This window comes from Rhizobium sp. CC1099 (genome assembly GCF_029714385.1).
GTDB lineage: Bacteria > Pseudomonadota > Alphaproteobacteria > Rhizobiales > Rhizobiaceae > Rhizobium.
Genome location: NZ_CP121642.1, coordinates 2,084,812 through 2,096,889 on the forward strand (window position 1 = coordinate 2,084,812; position 12,078 = coordinate 2,096,889).

Genomic DNA, 12,078 nt, shown 5'->3' on the forward strand with positions numbered 1-12,078 from the left:
TCTGGTCGCGGCGGCCTTTGCGAAAAGACCTCATTCCGTCGACAAGACTGCCCTGATTTCCTCCCAGCTGCTCAGGTCCGGCGCCAGCAGCAGCCGACCCTTCGACATCCCCGGTCGATACGGCTCGCGGTTCAGCAAAGCCCCATAGCCGCCCGCTTCGCGGTGGATCAGAACGCCTGCCGCATGGTCCCAGGGCTTCAATTCCGCATTCAGGGAAAAGCTCATCGCGCCAGTGGCGACCATCCGGTATTCGAAAGCCGAGCAGCGCCACGTGGTCGTGCGGCCGAAATGGCGCAGGCGCGGAGCCAAAGCCCCCTGCTCCTCAGGCAAGAACACATGCAGCGGCACGAATCCATGCATTTCGCCGACAGGACCGGGCGCGGCAACGCTGAGGCGGGTCGGCCTTCCGTTCCGAGCGACATGCCAGGCACCTTTGCCTGGCCGCGCGACAAGAAAGTCGCCGGTCAGGGGATAGTGGATCAGCCCGGCCACGGTTTCGCCGCCGGAAACGATGGCAACGATCATGCCGAACAAAGGGACGCCATGGGCGAAATTCCATGTTCCGTCGACAGGGTCGATGATCACGGCGAGATCAGTATTCGTCAGGCGCGCAAGCAGCTCCGGATCGGCCGAAACCGCCTCTTCGCCCACCAGCAGTGCCTCAGGGAAGTGTGCCGAAAGCGCCTCGGACAATCGGCGTTCCGCACCGATATCGGCATCTGTTACCAGATCGTCCGGTGCAGTCTTCGTGCGGATGCCATCTGCGGTCACGCCGAGAAACCTGGGCAGGATCTCCGCCTCGCCTGCCTGGCGCATATCCTCCATCAGAACGGAGATCACGGCATCGGAAATCATGGTCATGCCTTGCGAACTTCCAGGTAAGATTTCAGGGCGGCGGGCTGGTCGGTCTGGATAACGCTGATGCCGGCGTCGATCAACCGGCCCCAGATAGAATCCGGATCGGCAAGCGCAGCGCTATCGGTCCATTCGCCGCTACCCGGCTGATCGAGGGTGTTGACCCAAAGCGCCATGCCCGCTTTGACGAAGGATTCGCGGTTGCGTGCGATCGTCTCCAGGCTGTCGAAGCGGATCTCGCACATGAAGGGCGAAAGTTCGGCGAGCACAGCAAGCGTGTCTTTCGTGCCTTCGGCGGTAAAGAGCGCCATGCCCATGAACGGTACGCCGTCGAGATTTTGGGCACGAACCCATGCGACATCGGCGCTGGTGTGTATCGTGGTCTTCAGATCGACATCGTTAATCGCAGCCTCTGCGCGCGCCAAGGCCGCGACTTCCGGAAAAAGCGCCCTGTCCTTGAGGTCGAGGTCGGCGAAGATGCGGCCGCGGATAACCTCCAAAGCCTGTTTCAGCGTGGGAATGCGCTGATCCGTGAGCGCACGGGTCTCACCGCCGTCTCCATCACGCAAGGCAATCGACCTGAGTTCCGCCATCGTGAGACTCTCGGCCACCCGGTCGATACCGGCCATGCGCCCGAGGGTATCGTCATGCATCAGGAAAAGCTCGCCATCAGCACTTTTGCGGACATCGAGTTCCACTATTTCGCAGCCGAGCGCGATGGCCTTTTCGATGGCAGCCAGACTGTTTTCCGGCGCACCATGCCAGGCACCGCGGTGAGCAACGACGGCACAGGAACGCGCCGGATCGGCGATAAAGTCTTTGTAGGTCATGAGGCTTTTCTTTCTTTAGGCGCCGAAGGCACCGGCTATGGCCCGGCCTGTGTGCGCATCGAAGAGATGCAGCCGGGAAGGAGGGAAATTCAGGGAGAGCTCAACGAGGTCGGCAGTGTCGACGCCGAAGGGTGTCGCGATGCGGACTACCAATCCGGCCAGCTCGGCCGCCAGTACCGAATGGGAGCCAAGGTCTTCGCGAAAACGCAGCATTGCCTTGCAAAGCCGTCCGGCGCCGTGGCCACTGGCGACGATGTCTTCTGGACGAATGCCAAGCTGATAATTGCCGGTCAAAGAGGCTTCGGCCACGACTTGCCCGTCAGCCAGCCGCAATGCGGAACCATCGCCGGTCACCGGCAGAATATTCATTGGCGGAGCGCCGATGAATTTTGCGACAAAGACCGAAGCTGGATGGTGGTAAATAGCCTTCGGTGTATCAAATTGTTCGATGCGCCCTCTGTTGAGGATCAGGATGCGGTCGGCGAGTGTCATCGCTTCCACCTGGTCATGGGTGACGAAAATGGTTGTGGCGCCGATGCGCCGATGGAGTTCGGCAAGTTCGACTCGCATATCGTGCCTGAGCTGCGCATCGAGGTTTGAAAGCGGCTCGTCGAAGAGCAGTACGCCTGGTTCGCGCACGATGGCGCGGCCGATCGCAACGCGCTGGCGCTGGCCGCCCGACAATTGCCCCGGCTTGCGATGAAGATAATCAGAAAGGCCGAGCATCTTCGCGACCGCCTCTACCCGCTCGGCACGCTCCACCTTCGATAGGCCTGCGACTTTAAGGCTATAGGCCATATTCTCGAGCACGGTCATATGTGGATAGAGCGCGTAATTCTGGAAGACCATGGCACAGCCGCGCTGCTTCGGCTCCAGGTCCTGCACTTCCCGATCGCCGATGACGATCTTCCCTCCACTGACGCGTTCAAGCCCGGCGATCATCTGCAGAAGCGTGGATTTGCCGCAGCCGGAAGGGCCAAGCACGACGGTGAATTCGCCTGCCTTGAGTTGCACATCCATCGACGGAATAACGACGGTCTGGGCGTCATAGGCCTTCGCAACGCCTGCGAGCTTGATATCGGCAGCTGCGGCTCGGATGGCCGTATCGATGGCGTTCATTGCTATTTCTCCGAAAGGACGAGACCCTGCACGAGATAGCGTTGCAGAAGCGCGATCATTGCGAGGGGAATGATGGAAACGATCACGGCACCGGCCATGATCATCGGAAAGTCCGGCACGGTGCCCTCGGCGTCCGGGACGAGCCGCGCAAGCCCCACCACGGCAGTCTGCATGTCAGGTGTCGATGCACCGACGAGCGGCCACAGATATTGCGTCCAGCCGCTGAGGAACGTCAGTACGAAAAGTGCTGCGAAGCTGGTGCGTGATAGAGGCAGAATAATATCGAAGAGAAACCGGATCGGCCCGGCGCCGTCCATGCGTGCAGCCTTGAACAGATCCGTCGGCAACGTGCGGAAGAACTGCCGGAAGAGGAAGGTTCCTGTGCCATGGGCGACAAGCGGCGCGATCAGGCCAAAATGTGTGTTGAGCACGCTCCATTCGAGATGAACGGGAGCTCCGGCGATTTGTGCGATCAGATCGTTGAGACCGGTGACGTCAAGCAACCCGTTCAGCGGGGAAAAGACGTTCGACGCCACCTGATAGGTGGTGATGACGCGGATCTCCAGCGGCAGCATGATTGTGGCAAGGATCAGCGCGAAGGCAACACCGGCCCATCGCACCCGGAAATAGACGATCGCATAGGCAGACAGAAGCGACAGGACACAGGTCGCCGCCGCATTGCCGAGCGCCACCAGAAAGCTGTTGAGCATCTGGATCGGAATGTGCGTCTCCGAAAAGACGCGCGCCATATTGGCAAGAAGCTCGTCGCCCGGGTACCAGGCAAGTCCGTTGCGCAGCATGAATTCGTAGGAATGCGAGGCTGTCGCAAGCGTCAGATAGAGCGGCCCGGATATATAGAGTATGCCGATCAAAAGGATGAGGCTGGCAGCGAAATTGAGCGAACGCGCGTCTTCAACCATGGCTCACCTCTCGTAATTGATGCGCCGGCCGACAAACATGAACTGGGCGGCAGTAAGGGCGATGACGAAGACCATCAGGATCGCGGTCTGCGTCGAGGCGCCGGAAAGATCGTATCCACTGAAACCGTCCACATAGATCTTGTAGACGAGCAGCGTGGTCGCCCCGCCCGGACCGCCATCGGTGATCGTATCGATGAGTGCGAAGGCAGACGTTACGCTTTCGGTGAACTCCAGAACCAGCGTCAGGAAAAGCTGCGGCATGATCAGGGGCAGTTGCACGTCAAGGATGCGCCGCCAGGGCCCTGCCCCGTCCATCGCCGCAGCCTGGTGCATGGTGCGTGGGATTGATTGCAATCCTGCCAGGATGATGACGAAGTTGAACGGAATGCCGCCCCAGACATGCGCGGCGACAAGCGTGATGAAGGCGTCCGTACCGTCTATGCCGGGCGCCCAGATGCCTGGAAAAGCATGGTTGAGCGGCGCGAGGACACCGACGAACGGATTGAATATGAAGGCGAAGACCACGCCGATAGAGGCACCCGCTATCCCTTTCGGCCAGACCAGCACGTTGCGGGCCGGCAGCGCCAGGCGGATTTTCCGGTCGGCGGCGACGGCCAGGATCAACGGAACGAGCACGGCCGATGACGAGGCGGTCACCATGAAGACGATGGTGCGCCAACCGGCTTCCCAGAATTCCGGGTCGGAAAGCACCCGGGCAAAATTCTCCCAGCCGACGAATATCGAACCACCGCCGAAGGGCTGTTCCAGGAAGAAGGACCAGTAGAACGCCTGAAAGACCGGCGCATAAAAGAAGACGGCGATCAACAGCATGAACGGTGCCACCAGGAGTACCGGCAGCCAGCGATTGCTGAAAAGATTGGAATCCGAGGACATGGGGAAGCCTGCAATGATGAGGGCCGGCACAGGGGTCGACCGCCGCGCCGGCGGTGGCCGGATCAGGGCAGTTTTGCGCCTTTGTAGGTCTTCTCGAAGCGGCGCAGCAGCTCGTCGCCGCGAGCCTTGGTACGATCAAGCGCGGCCTGCATGGTTTGCTCGCCGGCAAAGGCCTTTTGGGTTTCTTCCATGAAAACCTCGCGGAACTGGACGTAGAAGCCAAGGCGGATGCCGCGGCTGTCTTCGGTGCGCGGCTGGTTCATCGAACCAATGCCGATCGCGGCAGTCGCATATTTGGGCGAGCTCGCCGCGCCGCTTCTGGCGATGGCATCAAGCACGTCGTTGGTGACAGGCACGTAACCGGTAGCGGCGGTGAAGGCCATCTGCTGCTCTGGCTGGCGAAGGAAGTCGAGGAAAGCCTTGGCGCCTTCGACCTCTGATTGGTCACGACCCTTCATGACATAGATCGAAGCGCCGCCGACCAGCGTGTTGTGGCGCTCGTAGCCCCGATACATTGGCGCCATGCCGACGGTGATTTCGTATTTCCCTTCGAAAGCCTTGGCCGAGGCGGCATAGGAGCCGGAGGAGCCTTCCATCATCGCGCATTCGCCGGCATTGAAGGCTGCCGTGTAATTGCCGGCCTTGGTATCGGCATTGAGCTTCACCAGCCCGTCCTTGCGCCATTCGACCAGATTGGCGAGGTGCGTGGCAGCGAAGGTCGTGTTGAAGACATATTCTGCGTCGAGGCCGTCATAGCCATTGTGCTTCGAAGCGATCGGCAGGCCGTGGCGGGCGGAGAACTGCTCGAGCACACGCCAGGTGTCGCCATCGGTGACGAACGGGCAGGCATGACCTGCGGCCTTCAGCTTACGCGCTGCATCGATGATTTCTTCCCAGGTTGTGGGAGGTTCGGCAATGCCGGCTTTCTCGAGTTCCGTCTTGTTGGTGTAAAAAAGCAGCGTCGAGGCATTGTAGGGCTGTGAATAGAGCCGGCCGTCGGAGGTTTCGTAGTAGGCGCGGGCGCCGGCGATATAGTTGTCCCACGTGACGTCGGGAAGAATGTCCTGGACGGGGACGACAGCATCCGACAGCATCAAGTCGAGCGTGCCGGCATCGAAGAACTGGATCAACACCGGATGGTTGTGCGCGCGATAGGCGGCGATCGCTTTTTGCATCGACACTTCGTAGCTGCCCTGGCCAACGCAGGTGACGCGGTGTTTTTTCTGGGCCGCGTTGAATGCATCGCATTCAGCCTTGATTGCGGTTTCGACATTGCCCGTGTTGCCGTACCAGAATTCTATATCGGCCGCCTGTGCAGCATGGGCACCTGCCATCAAGGCGGCCGCAGCCGCCAGCGTCGAAATCTTCATAATCGCTCTCACCTGTCCTGAAAAATACGGTCGAACTTAATCCTAGACCATGAACGTGGCGATTTCTACACTTTATGTGTAACAATTAGATGACGGTTTTGAAGAGCTTGCCGCGGCCGATATTTCGCGATATTGCAAGATGCAACTGAGCCATTTCGACGTTGAGACAGGCAAGATTTATTACACTTGCATAGTAATTACCGACCGGTGTGTAAGAGATGCCCTATTTCCCCGAAGCGATCATTGCCCGCCGATTTCTAAGGGCCACTGAGGAAGGCGTCGTCTCGCCCAACGAGCGCAATCTCCTGCGACTTATCTGGCGCCATCCTGGACTGTCGCGCTCGGAAGTGACAGCTCATACCGATCTCACCCAGCAATCGGTATACCGCATCATCGACCAGCTGGCAGAACGCGGTATCGTCGGCTTCGGCTCTCCGAAACCCGGTGTCGGCCGCGGTCAGCCGAGCCCCACACTGAGGCTGGAAGGCCGCTATGCCTATTCGTGCGGGATATCCGTCAATACCGACGTCATCGGCCTCTGTTTGATGGATCTGGCAGGCAATATCCTCGCCGAGACCAGCGTGACGCTGCGCGAACACACGATGGCGCAGTCTCTCGACCTGATCCGTGAGCAGCTTGCCGAACAGCAGAAAATCAAGGAATTGTCGCCGGACGCATTCTTCGGCATCGGTTTTGCCATTGCCGGCTATCACGTGGGGGGAACCCGTTATAATGCGCCGCTGCCGCTCCACGAATGGTCGCTGATCGAACTTGGGCCGCTGCTTGCCGAATTCTTCGGTAAGCCGGTCTGGGCGCATAACGGCGCCAATACCGGTGCTGTCGCCGAATCCATGTTCGGCGTCGGCCGTTACATCAAGCACTTCGCCTATCTAAGCTTCAACTACGGCTTCGGCGGCGGATTGATCAGCGACGGAGAACTGCTTCTGGGCGGAAATGGCAATGCCGGAGAGTTCTCCGGCATCTATGACAATCAAGAAAACCAGCGCCGGCCGGCTCTGCAGCTTCTGATCGAACGGCTCAGCCGGAACGGCATCCATGTCCCTTCCATCACCTACATGCGCAAATATTTCAATCCGCAATGGCCGGGCGTCGTCGAATGGGTGGATGAGATTACCCCGGCCTACAACCGCCTCGTCAACGCAATATGGGCGATCTTCGACCCCCAGGCGATCGTCTTCGGCGGACAGGTCCCCTCGGACCTGGCCCAGATGATGATCGATCGCACCGAGTTGTTTGGCCGCCCGCGTTATGGTGTGGATCGTCCGCGCCCAAAACTCATTGTTTCTGAGATCGGCAGCGACGCCTCGGCCATGGGGGCTGCGATTACGCCTTTTCGATCAACCTTTTACTAGACAATAGGCAACTTCATCGTCAAACAATTTTTCCACGCGCGACGACGGGCCAGATTTCCGCTCCAGTCCGATCGCCACTCGTCACCATGACCGCGTCAACCATATTGGTGACGACGCAGACATGATTTGGCACGATCCGCACCTTGTCCCCGACCGTAAGGCCGATCGCGCCCGTGCTGACCAGCCTTCCATGCTCTTCCGAAAGCTGGTCGATCGTAACGTCGTCGCGTCCGAGCACATGACCGTAACCCACAAGGCCGAGCAAGTCTGAGGTCAGCGTCTTGGATCCGGCGTCGATCACAGCTCGATCCGGTGCGGGAACGGAGACGACGGTGGCGAGCACGTTCAGTGCACAGTCCTCCCAGCCGCAGACGCCGCGTGCCACGAGCGATCGGTCATTGTAGACATAGGTTCCGGGACGATACTCCGTCGTTATCGGGGACTCGGCCGCATGCATCATGGACGGCGTACCGCCTGAGGAAACAACCGGAACGGTGAGTCCCCGCGCATTGATGCGGGTAGTGGCCTGCCTCATGAAACGTTCGACCTGCGCCTCGCCGCCTGCCGGCGGATAAGTCATTAGCCCGCCGAAAACGAGGCCGGGTGCTGCCTGGATCGCGACAGCCAAGTTCTCGGCCTCCTCGACCGTCGCGACGCCGCAGCGGTTCGCGCCCGTATTACATTCCACGAGCACCGCCAACGGCGCAGGCGCGGCATGGAAGGCCGCCGACAGCCCGTCGACGACCGCGCGGCTATCGGCGACGACCGACAGATTTACTTTTGCGGCCAACGCCTTTAGGCGCTCCAGCTTGGCAGCACCCATAATGTTGTAGGTGATCAGTACGTCGCGTATGGCGTTGCTGCCGGAAACCATCGCCTCGGCTTCCGAAACCTTCTGGCAGGTGACGCCGATTGCACCCGCTGCAAGCTGCATCTCTGCGACGGCTGGCAGCTTGTGTGTCTTGATGTGCGGGCGCACACGGAGACCGTGCCTGTCTGCATAATCCTGGAAGCGCTGGATGTTCCGCTTCGCGATGTCGAGATCGATAAGCACCGCCGGCGTGTCGATCGCCGTCAAATCTTTAGATGAGAAGGGCATGGGAGCCTCTGAAAACGGTATGGGGAATGCTGCACCGCCGGAAACCTGTCGTCAATCGACGCTGCATCTTTATGGCAGAGCCTATTGACAAGTCATTCCTCATAGCTCTTGATATGTCAATCCAATAACACAGACACATGTCCGCTATATTGGATTATCAGAAAAACGGTCAATCAAGGGGAACACGATGACCAATTCCTTCCTCGCCGGCACGATGTCGCTGGCCGTCGCCACAGCTCTGTTTTCTACGCCCGGCCTCGCCGATGGCAGCAAGCTCGACGAAGTGCTTGCCCGCGGCCATCTTGTCCTTGGCACAGGCAGCACCAATGCGCCCTGGCACTTCAAGAGCGCAGACGACAAGCTTCAGGGCTTCGACGTCGATATGGGTCATATCATCGCCAAGGCACTCTTCGGCGATCCCGAAAAAATTGAGTATGTGAACCAGTCCTCCGACGCCCGCATCCCAAACATAACGACGGGCAAGGTCGACATCACCTGCCAATTCATGACCGTTACTGGCGAACGCGCTCAGCAGGTTGCCTTCACCATTCCTTACTATCGCGAAGGTGTGGGTCTGATGCTCAAAGCGGACGGAAAATATGCCGATTATGCCGCACTGAAGGCGGCTGGCTCGTCCGTCACCGTCTCGGTCCTGCAAAATGTCTATGCCGAGGCCATGGTGCATGCTGCTCTGCCGGAGGCGAAGGTGGACCAGTATGAATCCGTGGACCTCATTTATCAGGCGCTGGAATCTGGACGCGCTGATACAGTTGCGACAGACCAGTCGTCGCTCGCCTGGTACATGACGCAGAGCCCGGGCCGCTACAAGGATGCCGGCTACGGCTGGAACCCGCAAACCTACGCCTGCGGCGTCAAGCGCGGCGATCAGGATTGGCTGAACTTCGTCAACACCGCTCTGCACGAAGCCATGACCGGCGTTGAGTTCGACACCTACGCCAAATCTTTCAAAACCTGGTTCGGCAAGGATCTAACCCCGCCTCAGATCGGCTTCCCGGTCGAATTCAAATAACAGCCGTGTGGAGCGGGACCTGTTTCCCGCTCCCTCAGCCTCAGGGGAAGGCACGCCATGGGTTACACTCTGAATTTCGCGGCCGTTTGGCGTAATTTCGATTTCCTGTTGAGCGGGCTCGCGCTTAGCCTTGGCCTTGCGGTGATCTCGATCCTGATTGGAGCGGTGATCGGACTTTTTTCGGCCTTCGCACTGACGTCGAAGAACCGCTACGGGGTCGCAGCAGCGCAGCTCTATGTCACGGTGATCCGCAACCTGCCGATCCTCGTTCTGGTGCTATTTGCCTATTTCGCGCTGCCGCAGATGGGCGTCCGCCTCGATAAATTGGAAAGCTTCGTGCTGGTTTTGTCCCTATATTCGGGTGCTTATCTCGCCGAAGTGTTTCGGGCCGGATTATTGTCAATTCCGGGAGGTCTGACGGAAGCCGGGCTCGCCATCGGCCTGACGGGGATGCAAATCCGCAGCTCCATCATCGCTCCACTGATGCTGCGTAACGTGCTGCCGTCGCTGTCTTCAACGATCATTTCGCTTTTCAAGGACACTTCGCTCGCCGCCGCCATCGCCGTGCCTGAGCTGACATTTGCGGCCCGCAAGATCAACGTCGAGAGCTTCCGCGTCGTAGAGACCTGGATGGTCACGTCCGCCCTCTATGTCGCAACCTGTTTCCTCATCGCCGCCTTGATGCGTTTCGTCGAGGGCCGTCTGGCCCTGCCGAGGTAAGCCCGGATGTCCCACACCTTTCTCGAACAACTCTGGATCGCCCGATACGTCATCATGAACGGCCTCGCCATGACTGTATCGATCTCTCTGCTGGCCATCCTCGCGGGTTCCGTACTCGGCGTTTTCGTCGGCTTGGCGCTCGTCTACGGCGGCGCAGTTTTGCGCTTAACGGTCCGCGCCTATACGGACGTTATTCGCGGCACGCCGGTGCTCGTGCTCGTACTGGCGAGCTATTACGTCTCCTCCGCCGCCGGAGTTGATCTCGGGCCGTTTTCGGCAGGTGTCCTCGCACTTGCGATCTTCTGCTCCTCGCATGTCGGCGAAATCGTGCGCGGAGCCCTTCAGGCAATCCCCAAGGGACAGACCGAAGCCGCCAAGGCGATCGGCCTGACCTTCATCCAGACCTTCACTTCCGTGCTATGGCCGCAGGCCATGCGCCAGTGCTTGCCGTCGTGGGTGAACACGGCGGCCGAGATGGTAAAGGCCTCAACCCTGCTCTCTGTCATCGGTGTGGCGGAGCTTCTCCTGCGCACGCAGGAGATCATCTCCCGCAATTTCATGAGCCTGCAGTTCTATTTCCTGGCTGGCGCTCTTTATTTCATTGTCAACTACGGCATCGAGCAGTTCGGCAAATATGTCGAGCGCAAGACCGCCCTGCCGTCCTGAAGAGGCTCCCCCAATGGTCAAGACCATTCTCGACATCAAGGGTCTGCGTAAGACCTACGGCATCCACGAAGTCCTCAAGGGCGTCGATTGTAGCGTCCAGGAAGGTGAAGTCATTTCTATCATCGGCTCGTCCGGCTCTGGCAAGACGACTTTGCTTCGCTGCATCAACATGCTCGAAGAATTCCAGAGCGGCACGATTAGCCTGGACGGTGAGGAGATCGGCTATCGCGTCGAAGGCCTGACCCGGCGCCGCAAGAGCGAGAAAGAAATTGCACGCCAGCGTGCGCTGACCGGCATGGCGTTTCAGCAGTTCAATCTCTTCCCCCACATGAGTGCGGCTGAAAACATTATGCTTGGCCTCGTCAAGGTGAAGAAAATGACGAAGCCGGAAGCCCGCGCCATTGCCGAAAAATGGCTCGACCGCGTTGGCCTCGCCGCTCGCATGGACCAATATCCCGGTCAGCTTTCCGGCGGCCAGCAGCAGCGCGTCGCGATCGCCCGTGCCATCGCCATGTCGCCGCGGCTGATGCTGTTTGATGAAGTGACCTCTGCGCTCGACCCCGAACTCGTGGGTGAAGTGCTCCAGGTCATCAAGGGGCTTGCCGCCGACGGCATGACGATGCTGCTCGTCACCCACGAGATGCGCTTTGCCTACGAAGTTTCGTCGCGTGTCATCTTCATGAACCAAGGCGTCATCTGCGAGGAAGGCGACCCGAAGAAAATGTTCGTCAGTCCGAAGACAGAACGGCTCGCTGAGTTTCTCAAAACCTCAAGTTTCAACTAGAAGAGAGATCCCATGACAATCAAGCGTTACGGTGCTGGCGAAACCGGGGCCGGCGGACAGCCGCTGCCCTTTGCCCGGGCGACGGAAGCAGCAGGCTGGCTCTATGTCTCGGGCCAGGTTCCTATGGAAAAGGGTGAAATCGTGTCCGGCGGTATTGTCGCACAGAGTCGCAAGGCGATCGAGAACATGATCAGTATTCTCGACGAAGCCGGCTACGGTCTGGAAGATGTCGTGCGCGTTGGGGTATGGCTCGATGACCCCCGCGATTTCTGGAGCTTCAATGGCGTCTATGCTGAATTTTTTGGCGGGAATGCACCGGCACGTGCTTGTGTTCAGTCGCGGATGATGGTCGATTGCAAGGTGGAAGTCGATTGCGTGGCCTATCGCGCCGATCGCGCCTGACAGCAACTCCGGAGAA

The 12,078-nt window shown here is 59.3% G+C and carries 13 protein-coding genes; 6 read left to right on the plus strand and 7 right to left on the minus strand.

Translation table 11 applies throughout. From position 1 onward, the window contains the following. Window positions 1-30 precede the first annotated feature (30 nt). The 6 genes from QA644_RS31275 to QA644_RS31300 all read right to left on the minus strand — a co-directional run bounded on the left by QA644_RS31275 (window position 31) and on the right by QA644_RS31300 (window position 5,988). Entirely contained in the window at window positions 31-861 is an 831-nt protein-coding gene (locus QA644_RS31275; RefSeq protein WP_283072963.1) for an inositol monophosphatase, read from the minus strand. Further along, window positions 858-1,685 carry a glycerophosphodiester phosphodiesterase family protein gene (locus tag QA644_RS31280; protein ID WP_283072964.1) on the minus strand — a complete coding sequence of 276 codons (828 nt, stop codon included), beginning with the start codon at window positions 1,683-1,685 and terminating at the stop codon, window positions 858-860. Before QA644_RS31280 ends, QA644_RS31275 begins: the two co-directional genes overlap by 4 nt. 15 nt (window positions 1,686-1,700) lie before the next feature. Beyond that, window positions 1,701-2,804, minus strand: coding sequence for a sn-glycerol-3-phosphate ABC transporter ATP-binding protein UgpC (gene ugpC, locus QA644_RS31285; RefSeq protein WP_283072965.1), 1,104 nt, complete (start codon window positions 2,802-2,804; stop codon window positions 1,701-1,703). 2 nt (window positions 2,805-2,806) lie between these two features. Continuing rightward, window positions 2,807-3,724 (minus strand): ABC transporter permease subunit, encoded by a 918-nt coding sequence (locus QA644_RS31290; protein WP_283072966.1) that lies wholly within the window; start codon window positions 3,722-3,724, stop codon window positions 2,807-2,809. Window positions 3,725-3,727: 3 nt separating this feature from the next. Continuing rightward, window positions 3,728-4,618, minus strand: a complete 891-nt coding sequence (locus QA644_RS31295; RefSeq protein ID WP_283072967.1) for a sugar ABC transporter permease — start codon at window positions 4,616-4,618, stop codon at window positions 3,728-3,730. Between the two features lie 62 nt (window positions 4,619-4,680). Continuing rightward, window positions 4,681-5,988, minus strand: a complete 1,308-nt coding sequence (locus QA644_RS31300; RefSeq protein WP_239602952.1) for an extracellular solute-binding protein — start codon at window positions 5,986-5,988, stop codon at window positions 4,681-4,683. A gap of 218 nt (window positions 5,989-6,206) precedes the next feature. On the opposite strand from QA644_RS31300, the gene QA644_RS31305 reads away from it, so the two are divergent. Next, window positions 6,207-7,361 (plus strand): ROK family transcriptional regulator, encoded by a 1,155-nt coding sequence (locus QA644_RS31305; RefSeq protein ID WP_283072968.1) that lies wholly within the window; start codon window positions 6,207-6,209, stop codon window positions 7,359-7,361. A 19-nt stretch (window positions 7,362-7,380) separates the two neighbouring features. Here the strand turns inward: QA644_RS31305 and QA644_RS31310 are convergent, their stop codons facing one another. Beyond that, window positions 7,381-8,439 carry a D-TA family PLP-dependent enzyme gene (locus QA644_RS31310; protein WP_283074064.1) on the minus strand — a complete coding sequence of 353 codons (1,059 nt, stop codon included), beginning with the start codon at window positions 8,437-8,439 and terminating at the stop codon, window positions 7,381-7,383. A 208-nt stretch (window positions 8,440-8,647) separates the two neighbouring features. Between QA644_RS31310 and QA644_RS31315 the strand changes: the two genes are divergently transcribed. From QA644_RS31315 to QA644_RS31335, 5 genes are read left to right on the plus strand one after another with little or no spacing between them, the layout of a single operon-like run. After that, window positions 8,648-9,490 (plus strand): transporter substrate-binding domain-containing protein, encoded by an 843-nt coding sequence (locus tag QA644_RS31315; protein WP_283072969.1) that lies wholly within the window; start codon window positions 8,648-8,650, stop codon window positions 9,488-9,490. Between the two features lie 57 nt (window positions 9,491-9,547). Continuing rightward, window positions 9,548-10,210 (plus strand): amino acid ABC transporter permease, encoded by a 663-nt coding sequence (locus QA644_RS31320; RefSeq protein WP_194730562.1) that lies wholly within the window; start codon window positions 9,548-9,550, stop codon window positions 10,208-10,210. A gap of 6 nt (window positions 10,211-10,216) precedes the next feature. Then, on the plus strand, window positions 10,217-10,876 hold the full coding sequence (locus QA644_RS31325) for an amino acid ABC transporter permease (protein WP_283072970.1): 660 nt from the start codon (window positions 10,217-10,219) through the stop codon (window positions 10,874-10,876). 13 nt (window positions 10,877-10,889) lie between these two features. Next, window positions 10,890-11,660 carry an amino acid ABC transporter ATP-binding protein gene (locus tag QA644_RS31330; RefSeq protein ID WP_283072971.1) on the plus strand — a complete coding sequence of 257 codons (771 nt, stop codon included), beginning with the start codon at window positions 10,890-10,892 and terminating at the stop codon, window positions 11,658-11,660. 12 nt (window positions 11,661-11,672) lie between these two features. After that, window positions 11,673-12,062, plus strand: a complete 390-nt coding sequence (locus tag QA644_RS31335) for a RidA family protein (protein WP_074072657.1) — start codon at window positions 11,673-11,675, stop codon at window positions 12,060-12,062. Window positions 12,063-12,078: the final 16 nt, after the last annotated feature.